The 18,789-nt window shown below is 64.6% G+C and carries 18 protein-coding genes; 5 read left to right on the forward strand and 13 right to left on the reverse strand.

Annotation, left to right across the window (positions count from 1 at the left end):
* Positions 1-99: 99 nt before the first annotated feature.
* The 5 genes from AC0L2O_RS18955 to AC0L2O_RS18975 all read right to left on the reverse strand — a co-directional run bounded on the left by AC0L2O_RS18955 (position 100) and on the right by AC0L2O_RS18975 (position 5,186).
* Positions 100-858, reverse strand: coding sequence for an SDR family oxidoreductase (locus tag AC0L2O_RS18955; RefSeq protein WP_369722839.1), 759 nt, complete (start codon positions 856-858; stop codon positions 100-102).
* Positions 859-904: 46 nt separating this feature from the next.
* Positions 905-1,663 (reverse strand): proteasome-type protease, encoded by a 759-nt coding sequence (locus tag AC0L2O_RS18960; RefSeq protein WP_369722841.1) that lies wholly within the window; start codon positions 1,661-1,663, stop codon positions 905-907.
* A 199-nt stretch (positions 1,664-1,862) separates the two neighbouring features.
* Positions 1,863-2,711 carry a transglutaminase family protein gene (locus AC0L2O_RS18965; protein ID WP_473370746.1) on the reverse strand — a complete coding sequence of 283 codons (849 nt, stop codon included), beginning with the start codon at positions 2,709-2,711 and terminating at the stop codon, positions 1,863-1,865.
* A gap of 107 nt (positions 2,712-2,818) precedes the next feature.
* Complete coding sequence (locus tag AC0L2O_RS18970) at positions 2,819-3,763, reverse strand: alpha-E domain-containing protein (protein WP_369722842.1); 945 nt, start codon at positions 3,761-3,763, stop codon at positions 2,819-2,821.
* 4 nt (positions 3,764-3,767) lie between these two features.
* Positions 3,768-5,186, reverse strand: a complete 1,419-nt coding sequence (locus tag AC0L2O_RS18975; protein ID WP_369722844.1) for a circularly permuted type 2 ATP-grasp protein — start codon at positions 5,184-5,186, stop codon at positions 3,768-3,770.
* Positions 5,187-5,467: 281 nt separating this feature from the next.
* Here AC0L2O_RS18975 and AC0L2O_RS18980 point away from each other — a divergent pair, with 281 nt between their 5' ends.
* The 3 genes from AC0L2O_RS18980 to AC0L2O_RS18990 all read left to right on the forward strand — a co-directional run bounded on the left by AC0L2O_RS18980 (position 5,468) and on the right by AC0L2O_RS18990 (position 7,530).
* On the forward strand, positions 5,468-6,205 hold the full coding sequence (locus AC0L2O_RS18980; protein WP_473370747.1) for a competence/damage-inducible protein A: 738 nt from the start codon (positions 5,468-5,470) through the stop codon (positions 6,203-6,205).
* 36 nt (positions 6,206-6,241) lie between these two features.
* Entirely contained in the window at positions 6,242-6,769 is a 528-nt protein-coding gene (gene gpt / locus AC0L2O_RS18985) for a xanthine phosphoribosyltransferase (RefSeq protein ID WP_369722846.1), read from the forward strand.
* Between the two features lie 143 nt (positions 6,770-6,912).
* Positions 6,913-7,530: a hypothetical protein gene (locus tag AC0L2O_RS18990; RefSeq protein ID WP_369722848.1), complete on the forward strand. Its 618-nt coding sequence runs from the start codon at positions 6,913-6,915 to the stop codon at positions 7,528-7,530.
* Here the strand turns inward: AC0L2O_RS18990 and AC0L2O_RS18995 are convergent.
* Together AC0L2O_RS18995 and AC0L2O_RS19000 are read right to left on the reverse strand one after the other, a co-directional pair.
* On the reverse strand, positions 7,527-7,760 hold the full coding sequence (locus AC0L2O_RS18995) for a hypothetical protein (protein ID WP_369722850.1): 234 nt from the start codon (positions 7,758-7,760) through the stop codon (positions 7,527-7,529). The genes AC0L2O_RS18990 and AC0L2O_RS18995 overlap by 4 nt on opposite strands.
* Positions 7,760-8,782, reverse strand: coding sequence for a methionine synthase (locus AC0L2O_RS19000; RefSeq protein ID WP_369722852.1), 1,023 nt, complete (start codon positions 8,780-8,782; stop codon positions 7,760-7,762). Before AC0L2O_RS19000 ends, AC0L2O_RS18995 begins: the two co-directional genes overlap by 1 nt.
* Positions 8,783-8,994: 212 nt before the next feature.
* Between AC0L2O_RS19000 and AC0L2O_RS19005 the strand changes: the two genes are divergently transcribed.
* Entirely contained in the window at positions 8,995-9,603 is a 609-nt protein-coding gene (locus AC0L2O_RS19005; RefSeq protein ID WP_473370748.1) for a DsbA family protein, read from the forward strand.
* Positions 9,603-10,580, forward strand: coding sequence for an NADPH:quinone oxidoreductase family protein (locus AC0L2O_RS19010; protein WP_473370749.1), 978 nt, complete (start codon positions 9,603-9,605; stop codon positions 10,578-10,580). Before AC0L2O_RS19005 ends, AC0L2O_RS19010 begins: the two co-directional genes overlap by 1 nt.
* Before the next feature lie 118 nt (positions 10,581-10,698).
* Here the strand turns inward: AC0L2O_RS19010 and AC0L2O_RS19015 are convergent, their stop codons facing one another.
* From AC0L2O_RS19015 to AC0L2O_RS19040, 6 genes are all read right to left on the reverse strand, one after another.
* On the reverse strand, positions 10,699-11,589 hold the full coding sequence (locus tag AC0L2O_RS19015; protein ID WP_473370750.1) for a crotonase/enoyl-CoA hydratase family protein: 891 nt from the start codon (positions 11,587-11,589) through the stop codon (positions 10,699-10,701).
* 182 nt (positions 11,590-11,771) lie between these two features.
* Complete coding sequence (locus AC0L2O_RS19020; RefSeq protein ID WP_473370751.1) at positions 11,772-13,190, reverse strand: amidase; 1,419 nt, start codon at positions 13,188-13,190, stop codon at positions 11,772-11,774.
* Positions 13,183-14,355, reverse strand: coding sequence for a M20 aminoacylase family protein (locus tag AC0L2O_RS19025; protein ID WP_473370752.1), 1,173 nt, complete (start codon positions 14,353-14,355; stop codon positions 13,183-13,185). Before AC0L2O_RS19025 ends, AC0L2O_RS19020 begins: the two co-directional genes overlap by 8 nt.
* Positions 14,356-14,368: 13 nt before the next feature.
* Positions 14,369-15,874 (reverse strand): M81 family metallopeptidase, encoded by a 1,506-nt coding sequence (locus AC0L2O_RS19030; RefSeq protein WP_473370753.1) that lies wholly within the window; start codon positions 15,872-15,874, stop codon positions 14,369-14,371.
* A gap of 245 nt (positions 15,875-16,119) precedes the next feature.
* On the reverse strand, positions 16,120-17,769 hold the full coding sequence (locus AC0L2O_RS19035; protein ID WP_409188171.1) for an ABC transporter ATP-binding protein: 1,650 nt from the start codon (positions 17,767-17,769) through the stop codon (positions 16,120-16,122).
* Between the two features lie 127 nt (positions 17,770-17,896).
* Complete coding sequence (locus tag AC0L2O_RS19040) at positions 17,897-18,784, reverse strand: ABC transporter permease (protein ID WP_473370754.1); 888 nt, start codon at positions 18,782-18,784, stop codon at positions 17,897-17,899.
* Positions 18,785-18,789 lie beyond the last annotated feature (5 nt).

Raw genomic sequence — 18,789 nt, forward strand, 5'->3', positions numbered from 1 at the left:
CGCAGCACAGGGATTTAGTCGACCTCACTCACCCTGCTTGCCTAAGGCAGCTTGCAACCCCATGCCTACTGTGCATGGGGTTGTTTTCGCAGTTTTGGTTCAGCCCCGTCCCACGAACGGCATCTTGCTCGCCATCACCGTCATGGTCAGCACGTTGGCATCGAGCGGCAGGCCGGCCATGTAGGCGACGGCATCGCCGACCGCCTTGGCATCCATGCGCGGCTCGTGCTTCATCGTGCCGTCGGCCTGCATCACGCCGGGACCGGCGACCATGCGGTCGGTCATCGGCGTTGCGGCATTGCCGATGTCGACCTGGCCGACCGCGATGTCGTACATGCGCCCGTCGAGGTTGCTCGCCTTGGTCAGGCCGGTGATGGCGTGCTTGGTCGAGGTGTAGGGCGCCGAGAACGGCCGCGGCGCATGCGCCGAGATCGAGCCGTTGTTGATGATGCGGCCGCCGCGCGGGGTCTGGTCCTTCATGATGCGGAAGGCGTGCTGGGTGCACAGGAACGGACCGGTGAGGTTGGTGTTCACCACCGCCTGCCATTGCTCGAGGCTCAGATCCTCGAAATTCACCGGCGGCGCGCCCATGCCGGCATTGTTGAAGAGCACGTCGAGCCGGCCATAGGTCGCCTTGACCTTGTCAAACAGCGCGGCGATCTGCTCCGGCTTGGTCATGTCGGCGGTGACACAGAGGCTTTTTCCCGCTGGACCGAGCTTCGCCGTCTCCTCGAGCATGTCGAGCCTGCGGCCGGCGAGCACCACGGTGAAGCCGGTGTTCATCAGCGCCAGCGATGCTGCGCGTCCGACGCCGGTGCCGGCGCCCGTCACCACTGCGATCCTGTTTGCTTCACTCATCGTTTCCTGCCTTTTCTGCTAGGTCTTGTTGACTAGGTATTCTTGATTAGCTCTTGGGCTCTTTTTCGTTCTTGTAGGGCGGCCGCGGAATGTTCTGATGGGCGGCGCGCAAGGCCGCCGACCAGCGCGAGCGCAAATCGTGGAAATACGGCTCGCCCGCCTCGATGCGATGATTGAGATCGGCGTCACAAGCGTCCGCCCGCACCACTAGCACGTCGATCGGCAGGCCGACGCCGAGATTCGAGCGCATGGTCGAATCCATCGAGATTAGTCCGGTCTTCAGTGCTTCATAGAGTTCGACGTCATAGTGCATTGCGCGGTCGAGCACCGGCTTGCCGTATTTGTGCTCGCCGATCTGCAGGTAAGGCGTGTCGGTGGTGCATTCGATGAAATTGCCGGCGGTATAGACCATGAACAGCCGCATGCGCGCGCCCTTGATCTGGCCGCCGAACAGGAAGGAGACGTCAAACGAGACATCCTCGGACTTTAGCGCAGGGCCCTCGGTCGCATGCACCGCCCGGATCGCCCGGCCGATGCGCTGGGCGGCCTGGAACATGGTCGGCGCGTTCATCAGCGTTTCGATCTCGCCCGTGTTGGGATCTTCCAGGCCCTCGGTCAGGGTGGACAGCACCGATTGGCTGATGGCGAGGTTGCCGGCGCTGGCAATCGCCATGATGCGGTCGCCGGGCTTGGTGAAGATGTGGAGCTTGCGGAAGGTCGAGACGTTATCGAGGCCGGCATTGGTGCGGGTATCGGCGATCATGACGAGCCCGTCCCGCACCAGAATTCCGCAACAATAGGTCATTTCCAATCCCCGAACGCGTTTGCGCGGAATTACTAGCCAATTTCAACAGCCGCTCCAACCCCAATTCCCGCGATCCTCATGGTGAGGAGCGTGCGAAGCACGCGTCTCGAACCATGAAGGCCCGGATCTCGCCCGCGGCCATCCTTCGAGTCGGCGCTTGCGCGCCTCCTCAGGATGAGGTGTGTGCGTGTGGCGCGGCTCAGCTCTGCCGTTGTGATTGCGATTGCGATTGTCCGCCGCGGCCGGCCTGCTCGACCTTGACTTCGACCGACAGTGTCTCCGCGCCGCCGCCGTAGCGGGTGCCGCGCACGGGTGCGGCGCCGAGATAATCGAGCCCGATCGCGACGCGGACATGGGCATCGGTGGTGCAGATGCTGTTGGCGGGATCGAAGCCGACCCAGCCGAGGCCGTCGACATACGCCTCCGCCCAGGCGTGGCCGGCCTCCTGATGCACTGTGCCGTCGGACCGCAAAAAATGGCCGGAGACGAAACGCGCCGGCACGCCGCCGGTGCGGGCGCAGGCGATGAAGATATGCGCGTAGTCCTGGCACACGCCGCGCTTGAGCGTGAACGCTTCGGCGGCCGAGGTGCCGCTGTTGGTCGGGTCCTCGTCGAAGGTCATGTGCTCGCTGATCTGCGTCATCAACGTGTGCAGGAAGCCAAGCGTGTCGCTCTCCGCCTCGCTGCGCAGCTGGCGCGTGACCGCCGCCATGGCAGGATTGACCTCGGTCAATTCGGTCGTGCGCAGGAACATGCCGGCCGGAAAGCGCTCGTCCGCGCCGCGCAGCACGCCGCCGGTGTCGTGGGTCTCGATCAGGCCCTCGGCCGTGATCCTGATGTCGTCGACGGGGCCGCAGGACAAGACATGGGTGACGTTGCCGAAGGCGTCCTCATGAGTGTCGAGCTTGGTGTCGGTCGAGACGTCGATCTGCCATTCCGCCACATATTGTCCGTCATGGCTGCACGGCGTCATGCGCAGGATCTGGATCACGCTGGTGGCCTGCGGCTCGTAGCGATAAGTCGTGATGTGCTGGATTCGCAGGCGCATGGTGAACCGTTGTTCTGGCGTCATTCCCGGACGGTGCGCAGCACCGGACCGGGAATCTCGAGATTCCGGGTCTGGTCCTTCGGACCATCCCGGAATGACGGCATGGATCAGATCAAATACTGCTTCGTGATGATTTCGCCCAGCCTGGAATTGTCCGTGATGAATTCCTGAATGAATTCATGGACGCCATGCTGGAAAATGTCGTTCATATTGCTGTGTTCGAGCCGGTTGCGGATGCCGCGGGCGTGGCGCTGGGCCGGGCCCTGGCGGCCATAGGCGACGCCGATCTGGTCGAGATTGCGCACGAGATTGCCGTAGCAGCTTGCCAGCGAGCGCGGCAGCGTGTCGTTGAGGATGAGCAGATCCGCGATCAGCCACGGCTTCAGCGTCTCGCGATAGACCCAATGATAGGCCGTCAACGCGGAGACCGAACGCAGGATCGAGGTCCACTGATAGAAATCGAGCGGGCCGCCGACATGTTCCTCCTCGGGCAAGAGCACGTGGTACTTCACGTCGAGAATGCGTGCGGTGTTGTCGGCGCGCTCTAGATGCAAGCCCATTCGCGAAAACCAGTAGGCGTCGTTGCGCAGCATGGTGCGGTAGGCCGAGCCGTCGAAGCGCAGCGAGGTCTCCTGGACGAAGCGCAGGAATTTGGCCAATTCCTCGCGGGTCGAGGTGCCCTTGCTCCAGACCTCCTGCAATTCGATCCAGGCCGAGTTGATGGTGTCCCACATCTCGCTGGTCAGCGCGGTACGCACCGAGCGCGAGTTCAGCCGCGCCGCCTCGATGCAGTTCCGGATCGAGGACGGGTTGTTCGGCGAGAACGAGAGGTATTCGACGACGTTGTGCTCGTTGGCTTCTTCATATTGCTGATAGAAGCTCGCGGCGACGCCGGCGGTGAGAAGCGCCGAGTCCCATTCATTGGTCTTGCCGATATAGGCGGCCGGCAGAGCGGTAACGCGCAAGGTCGCATCGATGGTGCGCGCGAGATATTCGGCCCGTTCGACATAGCGAGCGAGCCAGTAGAGGTTTTCGGCGGTACGCGACAGCATCTCTCTACTCGTCCAATATCCAGGTGTCTTTGGTGCCGCCGCCCTGGCTCGAATTCACCACCAGGGAGCCTTCCTTCAGAGCCACGCGGGTGAGTCCACCCGGCACGATCGTCGTGCTCTTGCTGCCGGTGAGCACAAAGGGCCGCAGGTCGACATGGCGTGGCGCGAGGCCGCTTGCCGTGCAAGTCGGGCAGGTCGAGAGCGCCAGCGTCGGCTGGGCGATGAAGCCTTCCGGCTCGCGCTTGAGCTTTTCGCGGAACGCTTCGATCGTCGCCTTGGTCGCAGCGGGGCCGATCAGCATGCCGTAGCCGCCGGAGCCGTGCACTTCCTTGACGACGAGCTCGCCCAAATGATCCAGCACATAGGCGAGGTCCTTCGGCTCGCGGCAGCGCCAGGTCTGAACGTTCTTCAGGATCGGCTCCTCGCCGAGATAGAATTTCACGATATCCGGCATGTAGGAGTAGATCGCCTTGTCGTCGGCGATGCCGGTGCCGACGGCGTTGGCGAGCGTGATGTTTCCGGCCGCATAGGCCGACATCAGGCCGGGCACGCCGAGCGCGGAATCGGGGCGGAAGGTGAGGGGATCGAGGTAATCGTCGTCGACGCGGCGATAGATCACGTCGACACGTTTCACGCCCTCCGTCGTCCGCATGAACACTTCGTTGTTCTTGACGATGAGGTCGCGCCCTTCCACGAGCTCGATGCCGAGCTTGTCGGCGAGGAAGGAGTGCTCGTAATAGGCCGAGTTGTAGACGCCGGGCGTCAGCAGCGCGACCGTCGGCTCGCCCGAAGCGCTCTGCGGCGCGACCGAGCGCAGCGCGGAGAGCAGCTCGTCCGGATATCGCTCGACCGGCGCCACCCTGTGGCGGGCGAACAGATCCGGAAACAGCCGCATCATGATCTCGCGGTTTTCCAGCATGTAGGACACGCCGGACGGCGTGCGTGCATTGTCCTCCAGCACGATGAAGTCGTTGGCGTCGACGCGGACGATGTCGATACCGGCGATGTGCACGTAGACGTCGTGCGGCACCTGCTGGCCGTTCATCTCGGGCCGGAACACCGGGTTCTGGAAGATGAGGTCGTCGGGCACGATCTCGGCGCGGAGAATGTCGCGGCCGTGATAGATGTCGCGCAGGAACATGTTGAGCGCGCGCACGCGCTGCTTCAGGCCCTTTTCCAGCAGCGCCCATTCCTTGCCGGACATGATCCGCGGGATGACGTCGAAGGGAATCAGGCGCTCGGTCGATTCGGCCTCGCCATAGACGGCGAAGGTGATGCCGATCCGGCGGAACAGGAGCTCGGCTTCCTGGCGACGATATTCGAGCGCCTCCGGAGGCGTCTCCTTGAGCCAGCGCGCCAGCTCCTGATAGGCGGGGCGAAGGTCCCCGCCGGGAATGTTCATTTCATCAAACGCGACTGCCATAGATCCCGACTGTTTTCCCCAGGCGCTGCGCCATTGCTCAGGTCGTGTCGGTCCTGGTGAAGACCGCAACGTCCCGAGGCCATGCGGCGAGAGTGCATGACTTTCCTAGGCGGTAGCAAGGGCCGGGCCAGCGCGATAAGCATGGACTTGAGACATTTGGCTGATATCGCCTGGGGCTTGCCTGAAAAAATGGCTGAGGACTGCTTATTTCGGCAGCAAAACCGCGTGACTTCAACGCGTTACCCCGGCAAATTCGGCACGACAGGTAAGGGACGTAATTTATGAGCGAGATCGTCACGGCGGGCATTCTGGTCATCGGGGATGAAATCCTGTCCGGCCGGACCAAGGACAAGAATATCGGCTTCATCGCCGAATATCTGACCAATATCGGCATCGACCTCAAGGAAGTCCGAATCGTCTCCGATGACGAGGACGACATTATCGCCGCCTTGAATGCGCTGCGGCATCGTTACACCTACGTCTTCACCACCGGCGGCATCGGGCCGACCCACGACGACATCACCGCCGACAGTGTCGCCAAGGCTTTTGGCGTCGGCATCGACCATCACCCGGAGGTGGTCGCCCGCTTCCGCGAGCGCTGGAGCGAGCAGGACCTCAACGAGGCCCGCCTGCGCATGGCCCGCATCCCCGATGGCGCCGAGCTGATCCAGAGTGCCACTATCCTCGCCCCCGGTTTCAAGATCGGCAACGTCATCGTGATGGCCGGCGTACCGTCGATCATGCAGGCGATGATGGACATCGTCTCGCCCAAGCTGAAGTCCGGCGTCCGCATGCTCTCCGAATCGGTCCGCGCCAACGCGCGGGAGGGCGACATCGGCAGCCCGCTGCGGGCGATTGCCGCCGAGCACCCCGAGACCATCATCGGCAGCTATCCTTTCATGGACGAGGACTCCAAGCCGAACACCAATCTCGTGGTGCGCTCGCGCGATGCGGACAAGCTCGCAGCCGCGATGGCGGCGGTGAAGGAAATGCTGGCAGGATTGAACATCACCCGGTAGCAGGAGCCGCCGGCAGACGAATGGCAGGAGACGATAATGGCTGGTGAACCACCCGAACTGAGCGCGCAGGAGCGCGCGGGCAAGGCCTTCCCGGTATCGTGGGACCAGTTCCACCGGGATTGCCGGGCACTGACCTGGCGCCTGAACGAGGTCGGTCCGTTTCATGCGGTGATCGCGATCACGCGCGGCGGCCTGGTGCCGGCCGCGATCGTGGCGCGCGAGCTCGGGGTACGCGTGATCGATACGGTCTGCATCGCCAGCTACGATCACACCAAGCAGGGCGACCTTCAGGTTCTCAAGGGCATTTCCGACGCGGCGATGAAGCTCGGCGGCGGCACCGGCAAGGGGCTTCTGATCGTCGACGACCTCGTCGACACCGGCAAGACCGGCAAGCTGGTGCGCGAGATGCTGCCCGATGCGCATTTCGCCACGGTCTATGCCAAGCCGAAGGGACGCCCGCTGGTCGACACCTTCATCACCGAAGTGTCGCAGGACACCTGGATCTTCTTCCCTTGGGACACCGCGCTGTCGTATCACCCGCCGCTGCGTGATGGCGCGGCGTGACTATCGCCGTCATTGCGAGGAGCCACCGGGTCCGCGCAAAGCGCGGCCCGATGACAGGCTCCGCGACAAAGCAATCCAGACTGCTTCCGCGGATGCATGTCTGGATTGCTTCGCTTCGCTCGCAATGACGGGCAGAGGCAGCCATGCCCCTGCAAAATCGCGTCACGCCGACCGGCGACATCATCGCCACGCCACATCGCGGGATGTTCACCGGCAATCGCGGCATCATCCACGATCCCGCGACCAAGACGCTGCTGAAAAGGCGCTGGTCATCGCCGGCCTGGATCACGTGCCTGTGTGAATTCCGCGGCTGGCGGCGGCCGGTGATGGCGCGGCGAAGCTGGACCGAGCTGTTCTTTCTCGATGAGGCGACAGCTCTTGCCGCGGGCCACCGGCCCTGCTTCTTCTGTCGCCGCGAGGATGCCATCCGGTTTCGCAACGCATGGAAAGCGGGGAATGGTGCAACCGACCTCAGCGCCAAGGCCATGGACGCGGTGCTGCACCGCGAGCGGCTCGATCGCGGCAACAAGCGGCTGCATGCGCTGCCGATGCCGCTCGCTGAATTGCCCGATGGCGCGATGATCCAGCAGGGCGATGAGAGCTTTCTGGTGACGCGTGGCAAGACGTTGCTGTGGTCACCCGCGGGCTACGCCCCGCATGCGGGCACCCTTGATCGCCCGATGTTGCTGACGGCACCTTCCACGCTGCGGGCAATGATCGCGGGATATCGGCCTGTGTTGCATCCGACGGCGCGCGGCTAGCGCAGCGGCTTACCGTCTTCGTCGACGCTGGTCCGCGCGTCGCGCAGCGCCCATTCGCGGATCACCTGGCGGCAGCGGGTCAGCTCGGCTTCGCTCGCAGCATGCGCATCCTTCGACGCGCGCTCGACCATGGCCTTGCAGTTGCGCAGCACGGAGCGATCTTCCGCGTGCGTCTGCATCGTGGTCGTCGCAAGCGCTGCGACAACAAAGCGCAGCCGGATCGCCGGCATCACACCAACTTCTCGCGCGCCAGCGCGGCGCCGGCGCCGAGCGCCATCAGCTTGGCTTCGGCGATGTCGCGCCGCATCGGCGCCATGCCGCAATTGGTGGTCGCGATGATGTTGCTCTTGGGCACGAATTTCGATACCGCGTCGATCACCTTGACGACGTCCTCGGCGGTCTCGACCGTGTCGCTGGCAACATCGATCACGCCGGCCTGCACGATCTTGTTCTGGAGCAGCGCGAGCAGATCGAGCGGCACCTTCGAATTTCGGCACTCGATCGCCACTTGCTGGATCGGACTCGCATCGATCGCCGGAAAAATCTGCTCATACTGCCGCCATTGCGTGCCGAGCGTTTCCTTCCAGTCGGTATTGGCCTTGATGCCGTAACCGTAACAGATATGCACGGCAGTGGCGCAGGTCAGGCCTTGCGCGGCGCGCTCCAGCGCCTTGATGCCCCAATCGTTGACCTCGTCCATGTAGACGTTGAAGGCGGGCTCGTCGAACTGCACGAGATCGACACCATCGGCCTGCAACGCCTTGGCTTCTTCATTCAGAAGCTCGGCGAAGGCGAACGCCATCTTGACGCGGTCGCCGTAGTAACGGTCGGCGATGGTGTCGATGATGGTCATCGGGCCGGGCAGGGTGAACTTCAGCTTTTTCCTGGTATGCGTGCGCGCCACGCGCGCCTCGTCGGCATGGACGCGCCCCTTGAGTCGGAGCGGCGCCACCACCTGCGGCACCATCGCCTTGTAGCGGTCCTTGCGGATGCCCATCTCGACCTTGTGGGCGAAGTCGATGCCCTCGATCTTCTCCAGAAAACCGTGCACGAAGTGCTGCCGCGCCTGCTCGCCCTCGGTGACGATATCGATGCCGGCGTCCTCCTGGATTTTCACGGCAAGCATGGTTGCGTCGCGCTTGGCGCGGACAAGCTCGTCACCTTGCGACTTCCAGGGCGCCCAGAGCATGTTGGGTTCGGCAAGCCATTCCGGCTTCGGCAAGGAGCCGGCGATCGTGGTTGGAAACAGCATGGCGGCCCTCCGGCGGGGTTGTGTTGCGCCCCTTCCTGCCATGTCTTAACGTCGAGGTACAGAACAACAAAAGTCGCGCCTCGGACCGTAATCGTCATTGCGAGCGCAGCGAAGCAATCCAGATTGTCTCTGCCGAAAGATTCTGGATTGCTTCGCTGCGCTCGCAATGACGGAGGATAAAGCGAAAGACACTCGACAAAACAGGAAACGCCATGATCGAATTCTTCTTCGACTGTTCCAGTCCCTGGACCTATCTCGCGTTCCACAACATCCAGCCGCTGGCCAAGGAGCTCGGCGCCGAGATCATCTGGCGGCCGATCCTGGTCGGCGGCATCTTCAACACGGTCAACCCGAGCGTCTACGCGCAGCGCGAGACGCCGGTGCCGCTGAAGGCACGCTACATGAAGAAGGATCTCGCCGACTGGGCGCGCTCGGCGGGGCTCGCAATCAAGATGCCGCCGACGGTGTTTCCGGTGAACAGCGTGAAAGCCATGCGCGGCTGCATCTGGCTCGGCAAGGACATGGTGCCGTTCGCGACCGCTGTGTTCGAAGCCTATTGGGGCGGCGACAAGGACATTTCGCAGGATGCGGTGCTGGCCGAGATCTGCAAGAAAGTCGGCATCGACGAGCAAAACTTCTTCGCGGGCATTTCGGAGCAGGCGATCAAGGACCAGCTCAAGGCGAACACGGAGGAGGTCGTGGCGCGCGGCGGCTTCGGCTCGCCGACGATCTTCGTCAACAAGGTCGACATGTATTTCGGCAACGACCGCCTGCCGCTGATCCGCGAGGCCCTGCTGCGCAGCAAGGCGAGCGCGGCCTGATGGTGCGGGCTGTCGTTTGCCGCGCGCTCGGTGCCCCCGAGACGTTGCGGCTGGAGGAGTTTCCATCGCGCGCCCTCGAGCCGGACGAGGTGCGCATTGCGATCCGCGCCGCCGGGTTGAATTTTCCCGATGTGCTGATGGCGGCCGGCGAATATCAGCTCAAGCCCGAGTTGCCGTTCACGCCCGGCATGGAAGCCGCCGGGGATGTCACCGAGGTGGGCGCGGAGGCGAGGGGCGTCGCCGTAGGCGACAAGGTCATCGCGAAGATGCGCCACGGTGCATTCACCGATGAAGCCGTTGTCAGGCCGTCGCAGCTCACGCCGATGCCGTCGACGTTCGACTATGCGGAAGCCGCGACTTATCTCGCCGGCCACGGCACCGCCTATCACGCGCTGATCGATCGCGGGCGGGTCGAGCCGGGCGAGGTGCTCTTGGTGCATGGCGCCGGCGGCGGCGTCGGCCTTGCGGCCGTCGAGATCGGCAAGATGCTCGGCGCCACCGTGATTGCGACCGCCTCCAGCGACGAGAAGCTCGCGATTGCCGAGACGCGCGGGGCGGATCATCTTATCCGCTACGACCGCGAGCCGTTTCGCGACGCCGTGAAGCGGATCACCGATGGCCGCGGCGCCGACGTCGTGTTCGATCCGGTCGGCGGCGAGGTATTCGAGAACTCGATGCGCTGCATCGCCTGGGGCGCGCGGCTGCTGGTGATCGGCTTCACCGGCGGCATCGGCTCGGCGAAAACCAATCTGCTGCTGATGAAGGGCGCAAGCGTCCTCGGCGTACGCGCGGGCGAAGCCGTGCGGAAAAATCCCGCGCTCGGCGAGGTGCGCCTGAAGGCGCTGCTCGCATGGGCAGAAGAGGGCAAGCTGCGTCCGAACGTGTCGCACCGCCTGCTGCTGCAGGACTATGCCAAGGCGATGCGGCTGTTGCTCGATCGCAAGGCGATCGGGCGCGTGGCGCTGGTGATGGATTAGCTTCTACCGTCGTCATTCCGGGGCGCCCGCAGGGCGAGCCCGGAATCTCGAGATCCCCAGGTGCGCAAGTGCGCACCAGAGTTCGACGCTTCGCATCGCCCCGGGATGACGCTTCGCGTCACTTGTATTCCCGCTCGCTCCACCACGGGAAATAATCCGGCATATCGCTCGATACCTTGTTCTTGAATTGCGCGGGGCGCTTCTCCAGGAACGACACCACGCCTTCCTTCACATCCTCGGAGCGGCCGCGCGCGTAGATGCCGCGGCTGTCGACCTTGTGGGCTTCCATCGGATCGTCCGCGCCCATCATGCGCCACATCATCTGCCGGATCAGTGCCACCGACACCGGCGCGGTCTTCGCCGCGAATTCCTTGGCGAGCGCGCGCGCGGTCGGCAACAGATCTTCCGGCGCCACCACCTTGCTGACGAGACGCCCGGCGAGCGCTTCCTGCGCGGGAAAGACGCGGCCCGAATAGCACCATTCCAGCGCCTGCGAGATGCCGACGATGCGCGGCAGGAACCAGCTCGAGGCGGCTTCCGGCACGATGCCGCGCTGGGAGAACACGAAGCCGAACCGCGCGGCGTCCGACGCAATGCGGATGTCCATCGCGAGCAGCATGGTGACGCCGATGCCGACCGCCGGGCCGTTGACCGCCGCGATCACCGGCTTGAGGCATTTGAAGATGCGCAGCGTCACCTGGCCGCCGCCGTCGCGCACTTGCGGATCGCTGTAGTCGACCTTGCCGTCGGCGAAGCGTTTCACCGGTCCGCGCCGCGCGTCGCGATCGAAAGTGTTGGCGCCCGAGGAAAGATCGGCGCCTGCGCAAAAGCCGCGGCCGGCGCCGGTGACGATGATGGCGCGGACGTTGTCGTCCTTGTCGGCGGCGTCGAACGCGTCGATCAACTCGGCCTGCATCTGAGCATTGAAGGCGTTGAGCTTGTCGGGCCGGTTCAGCGTGATGGTGAGGATCTGCTCGGCGATCTCGTACTTGATCGTCTCATACGCCATAGTGGTTTCCTTCCCTTGTTTCTTTGTTGATCTCTCTAGCATGTCATTCCGGGGCGCGCGAAGCGCGAGCTCAGGTGCGCAATTGCGCACCTGAGAATCCATTTCTCCACACGACTATGCGGATGAATGGATTCCGGGCTTGCGCCAAGAGGGCGCAACCCGGAATGACGAGAGAGTGTTTGTTACGCCGGCGGGCTCGGCCACGGCCGCTGCGGGCCGCGCAGGCCTTCGAACGCCTTGGCCATGCCGAGCACGCCGATGTCGTCGAAGCGGCGGCCGACGATCTGCACGCCGATCGGAAAACCCTTGGCATCGAAGCCGCCGTTGATCGAGACGGCGGGATTCTCGGACATATTCCACGGCACGGTATAGGCAATATGCTCGAACGGCTTCATCGGATCGTTGAGGGGTGAAGCCCATTCCGCCGGAAAGTTGACGTTCGGCGCCGTCGGCGAGATCAGATAATCGAGCTCGCAGAACAGTTTTGCCGCGGCAGCGCGGATCGCCATGGTCTGGTTGAAGCCACGGATCACGTCGACGCCGGACAGCTTTGCGCCAGACTCGCCCCATTTGAAGATGTAGGGCAGCACCTTGGCCTGGTCGGCGGGCGTCAGCTTGGACAAATCGTCCCACATCCGCGCGCGCCAAAAAATGTCGAGGCCGTCAAGCATCTCGCGCGTGAGGATGCCGTCGACTTCGGTGATGACGGCGCCGGCGGATTCGAACGCTTTCGCGGCCTTCACCGCGACGTCACGGACCGGCTTCTCCAGCGGCTGACCGACGCCGGGATCGAGCATCAGCCCGATGCGCAATTTGCGCGGGGACTTCTCCAGCCCCTTCCAGTTGAGGGGTTCGGCGGGCAGGCTGGTGCCGTCGCGCCGGTCCGGCTTTGCGATCACGCTCATCATCAGCGCGCAATCGTCGACGGTGCGGGTGATGGGTCCGGCGACGCGGCCGACATAGGCCGGATCGAGCGGCACCCGGCCAAAGCTCGGCTTCAATCCGACCAGGCCGCACCAGCCCGCGGGCAGGCGCACCGAGCCGCCGATATCGGTGCCGAGATGCAGCGGACCGTAGCCGGCGGCGGCTGCAGCGCCGGCGCCCGCGCTGGAGCCGCCGGGATTCTTGCTGAGGTCCCAGGGATTGCGCGCGAGCGCGTGGAAGCTGGAGAGCCCGGAGGACAGCATGCCGTAATCGGGCATGGTGGTCTTGGCGAAGATGATCGCGCCGGCCTCGCGCAGCCGTGCCGCGGGCGGTGCGTCCTTCTCCGCCGGCACCAGCTTGACGCTGGCAGCCCCCAGCGGCACCGGCACGCCCTTGGTCGCGATGTTGTCTTTCACCGTGACCGGCACGCCGTCGAGCGGGCCGGAAGGTTCGCCGCCGGACCAGCGCGCCGTCGAGGCCTTGGCGGCCTCGCGCGTGGAGTCGGGATCGAACGCATAGAGCGCCTTGAGGTGCGGCTCCCACGCGGCGACGTGCGCGAGCACATCCTCCAGCACCTCGCTCGGCGAGAACTGCTTTGCGCGATAGCCGGCGATCAGATCGACCGCGGAGAGATCGTGCAGCGGGGTGACCGCCTCTTCGACGCCCTTCTTACGCATGGGCACCCACCGGCATGCGCGTCTCGATGATGCGGGCGAACATGCTGGCGCCGATCGGCAGGATCTTGTCGTCGAGCACATAGCCGGGATTGTGCACCGGCACCGAGCCGTCGTGGCCGACCCAGAAATAGGCGCCGGGAATGGTTTCCAGCATGTCGGCGAAATCCTCGCTGCCCATCTTCGGCTGGGTGCGGGTGATCACCTTGGCGGGGTCGACCACGGTGCGCGCGACCTCCTCGACCACCTTGGACTGCTCGACCTGGTTGACGAGCACCCCGAAAGTGTCGCGGATGTCGACGTCGATCTCGCATTGATACGCGGCCGCGATGCCGGCGCAGATCGTGCGCACACGTTCGCTGATCAGCGCGCGGACTTCATTCGAGAAAGTGCGGATGGTGCCGCAGAGATGCGCTTCGCCGGGGATGACATTGTAGGCGGAGCCGGCATGGATCTGGGTGATGGACACGACGGCGGCCTGGAGCGGCTCGACGTTGCGGCTGACGATGGTCTGGATCGCCTGTGCCAGGGTGGTCGCGATGATCACCGCATCCTTGGAGCGCTCGGGCATCGCGCCATGCGCGCCATAACCGCGGATACGCAGATCGAAGAAATCGGCGCCGGCCATCGCCGGGCCCGGCAGGATCGCGATCTCGCCGAGATTGAGATCGGGCGCGTTGTGCAGGCCGTAAAGCTCGTCGCAGGGAAACTTCTCGAACAACCCGTCCTTGATCATCGCACGCGCGCCGCCAAGGCCTTCCTCGGCCGGCTGGAAGATCAGGTGCACGGTGCCGTCGAAATTCCGGGTCTCGGCGAGGTAGCGCGCGGTGCCGAGCAGCATGGTGGTGTGGCCGTCATGGCCGCAGCCGTGGAAGCGGCCGGGAACGGTCGAGCGCCATTTCAGATTGGTGTTCTCTTCCATCGGCAGCGCGTCCATGTCGGCGCGCAGGCCGATCCGCTTGCCGCTCGAACCCTTGCCCTTGATGACACCGATCACGCCGGTGCCGCCGAGGCCGCGATGCACTTCGACGCCCCAGCTCTTCAGCTTGTCGGCGACGATGCCCGAGGTGCGGATCTCCTCGAACCCGATCTCCGGATGGGCGTGGAGATCGCGGCGGATCGCGGTGAGTTCGTCGGCATAGCCGTCGATGCGGTCAATGGTGGGCATCTGTCCTGTCCAGTTAGCGTGATGGAGGATTGAAAACGGGGCCGTTCGGCTTGATGCGGATGCCCGGCCGCAGGCGCGTCCAGGGCAGGGAGGCCGTGTCGGCCGGCATCGCGCCGGGCGCGGCGCAGATCATCAGCTTCGCTGCGATCGGCTCGAAATCGGCGCGGAAATGCACCGAGCTCTTGTTGACCAAAATCTTCTGTTCGGTCGGCTCGATGCCGACATAGCGATACATCGCCTGATCGGCGAGTTGCGCCTTGTGCGAGCTCACGACGATTCGGACGTCGCCGATGCGCAAGCCTGCGGAGGGGCCCATCTCCATCTCGCGGCCGCCGTAATAAGGGCCGGGCGCGATGAAGCGGCCGTCGGAGAGGTTTTCGACCAGGAAGGTCTCGCGATAGGGCTCGTCGCCGGGAATGCCGGACTTGCCGCCGAGCGACAATGTCACGGTGGCGCCGACGCCGGCCGCATGCGCGGCCTTGGCCGATTCCGGATCGTAGATCGCGCCGGTCGCGGCACTCGCGTTGTTGCGCACCAGCGCGCGCAGCATGCCGGTGGTGTCGGAATCGCCGCCCGCGCCCGGATTGTCCTGGGTGTCGGCGATGATGATTGGCTTGCTCGCGGCCTTCGCGAGTTCCATGGCGTGGCGCACGCCCTCGTCGGGCGACCAGATCTTGCCGTCGAAATCGTCCTCGTGGCTTTCGATCAGTTTGACGATCGCATCCGCTGCGCGGTCGGCGTCTTCTTGCCTCAAGCCATAGGCGAACACGCTCGGCCCGCAATCGTGGAAGTCGGCGGCGGGGAAGCCGGGTGCGAAGGAGAGTGTCGGAATCGCATCGCTCTCCAGCGCGGCAAGCCTCTGGTAGATGCCCTTGGTCGGCTGGTCGTTGGTGCACTGCCAGCTGATCGGGATCAGGAACGGCAATTGGCGGAATGATTTTGCAAAACGCTGTTTTGTTTTGAGGAGCAGCGCGAGATGTTTGGCGCAGGAGCGGCCGGTCTCGGCCATGTCGACATGGGGATAGGTGCGGTAAGCGATCAGCGCGTGGGCATGTTCCATCATCTCCGATGTGACGTTGGCGTGCAGGTCGAGGCTCGTGACCAGCGGAACGTCGTGGCCGATGACGCGGCGCACACGCGCCAGGATCTCGCCTTCGCCGTCGTCGAGATGCTCGGTGACCATGGCGCCATGCAGGTCGAGATAAACGGCATCCAGCGGGCCAGCGGCGGCGATGCCGTCAACCATGACCTTCACGATGCGTTCGAAGGCGTCCCTGGTGACATGCGCCGAGGGACTCGCGCCGCAGGCAATCGTCGGAATGAGTTCCCAGCCGTTGGCTTCGGCAGCGTCCGCGAAGCCGGCAAGCCCGACATTGATGCGCCGCATCACCTTCAGCACGTCGGCGCCTTGCGTCATCGCCGGCCAGCCACCGCCATGCTGAAACTCTGCGAACGTCGCCTTTGTCCGGGCGAAGGTATTGGTCTCGTGCAGAAAGCCGCCGACGGCGATACGTGTCATCCAGTTCAGTCCCACGCCAAATGATGCGCGCGACGTTACCTGCCTTCGCGGCAAGAGCAAGCGACCAGACAATCGCGCCACGCATGGCCTCAAGCTGTTTTGGGAATGGTGCGAATCTTCCCACCGTCATTCCGGGGCGCGCCTTCTTAGGCGCGAGCCCGGAATCCATTGCGCGACGGAGTTTGCGGTCCGATGGATTCCGGGCTCATCGCTTCGCGATGCCCCGGAATGACGGCCGAGAGATATTACACGCTCGCCGCCACACCTTCCGCGACCGGCCGGAAGTTCGCGAAGTCCCAGCCGCGGCCGGGCGCGGCCTCGAGCAAGGCCCTGGTGTAGGCCTCCTTCGGATGAGTCAGCACTTCGGCGGCCGGGCCCTGTTCGACCACGCGGCCGTGCTGCATCACCACGACCTCGTCGCAGATTTGGGCGGCGACGCGCAGATCGTGGGTGATGAACAGGATCGCGATGCCGAGCCGCTTCTGGATCTCGTCGAGCAGTTCCAGCACCTGCGCCTGCACGGAGACGTCGAGCGCCGAGACGGCCTCATCCGCAACCAGCACGTCCGGATCGAGCGCAAGCGCACGCGCGATCGCGATGCGCTGGCGCTGGCCGCCTGAGAACTGGTGCGGGTAGCGTGACACCGCGTCGGCGGGCAGGCCGACCAGCTCGAGCAGCTCGCGCGCGCGCTTGATCGCGTCCGCATGCGAGGTGCCGTAATTGATCGGGCCTTCCGCGATGCTCTCGCCGACGGTGACACGCGGATTGAGCGAGCGGTAGGGATCCTGGAACACGATCTGGATCTTCTGCCGGTGCGGCTGCAACAGGCGCCGCGAGATGTCGGAGATCTCGCGGCCGGCCAGGCGCACGCCGCCGGAGGTCGGATCGATCAGGCGGACGATGCAGCGCGCCACCGTCGATTTGCCCGAGCCGCTTTCGCCGACGATGCCGAGCGTGCGGCCCTTGCGCAGTGTCAGCGTAACCTTGTCGGCGGCGACGACCTCGCGGCCTTTGCCGAAGAACGCCCGCTCCTTGTAGACTTTGCCGAGCTCGTTGGCCTCGAGCACCACCGGCTCCCTGCTGTCCTCGCGCGGCGCGCGCGGCACCAGGCTCGGCACCGCCGAGAGCAAATTTCGGGTGTACTCCATGGTCGGGTTGCGCAGGATGGAATCCAGCGTGCCGGTCTCGACCAGCCGGCCCTGGCGCATCACCGCGACCCGGTCGGCGATTTCCGCGACCACGCCCATGTCGTGGGTGATGAACAAAACGGCGGTGCCGTGATCGCGCTGGAGATCGCGGATCAGGGTCAGGATCTGCTTCTGCGTGGTGACGTCGAGCGCCGTGGTGGGCTCGTCCGCGATCAACAGCTTCGGTTCGAGCACCAGGGCCATCGCGATCATGATGCGCTGGCGCTGGCCGCCGGAGAGGCGGTGCGGGTAGGAGGCGAAGATGCGCTCGACCTGGGGCAGGCGCACCTGCTCCATCATGTCGAGGATGCGCTTCTTGCGCGCTTTCGCATCGAGATCGGTGTGGGCGCGCAGCACTTCGTCGATCTGGCGGCCGACCGGCACCACCGGATTGAGTGCGGTCATCGGCTCCTGGAAGATCATCGCCATCTGCGTCGCGCGGAGCTGGCGCAGCCGGCGGTCGGTCGCGGTGAGAATCTCCTCGCCGACGAGCTTGACGCTGCCGCCGGTCGGAACCAGCGTGCCTTTCGGCAGCAGGCCCATGGTGGTGAGCGAGGTCACCGACTTGCCCGAGCCGCTTTCTCCGACGAGGCATAGCGTCTCGCCTTGGTGGACCTGGACCGAGATGCCGTCGATGATGTTGGCGCCCTTCGGTTTCTTGCCGATGGAAACGACGAGGTTGTTGATGTCGAGGATTGGGTTGGTCATGCGAGGTCTCCACCGTCGTTCCGGGGCGCGCGCAAGCGTGAACCCGGAACCTCGAGATTCTCAGGTGCGCAACTGCGCACCATAGTTCGGTGCTTCGCACCGCCCCGGAATGACGGGATAAATTGTTTCACTTCCCCTCCCGCTGCTTCATGCGGGGATCGAGTGCGTCGCGGGCGGCGTCGCCGATCAAATTGATGCTCAGGATGGCGATCGAGAGCAGAAGGCCTGGCCAGAAGATCAGTGTCGGCTTGAGCTGAAAATACTGGCGGCCCTCGGCCATGATGTTGCCCCAGGTCGGGGTCTCCGGCGAAATACCGGCGCCGAGGAAGGAGAGAATGGCCTCGGTCAGGATTGCGGACGCACAGACATAGGTGCCCTGGACGATCAGCGGTGCGATCGTGTTCGGCATCAAATGCCGCCACATGATCTTCGGCAGCGAGGAGCCAAGCGAGATCGCCGCCTCGACATAAGGCTCTTCGCGCGCGGACAGCACGACCGAGCGCACCAGGCGCGCCACGCGCGGGATCTCCGGGATGGTGATCGCGATCAGCACGGTCCAGATGCTGGCGCCGGACAGCGACACCACGGCGATGGCGAGCAGGATGCTCGGCATCGCCATCAGGCCGTCCATGACGCGCATCAAGACCGAATCGACCAGCTTGAAGAAGCCGGAAACGAGGCCGATGGCGAGCCCAATGACGATCGACAGGATCGCCGAGCCGACGCCGATCAGGAGCGACACGCGGCCGCCATAGATGACGCGTGACAAGAGGTCGCGGCCATAGGCGTCGGTGCCGAGCAGGAACTGGGCCGATGAAGGCTTCAGCCGCAGCGACGGCGACAGCTGGATCGGATCATGCGGCGCGATCAGCGGCGCCAGGATCGAGATCAGCACGATCAGCGCCAGCAAGACCGTTGCCGCGGCGATGATCGGCGTCGAGGTGAGGAATCCGAAGCGCGGCCGCAGCGGCGACGTGATCGGAATGGACGACTGGGGAAGGGTATCGACCGACATTTTGT

It is taken from the genome of Bradyrhizobium sp. Kon10, assembly GCF_055807395.1.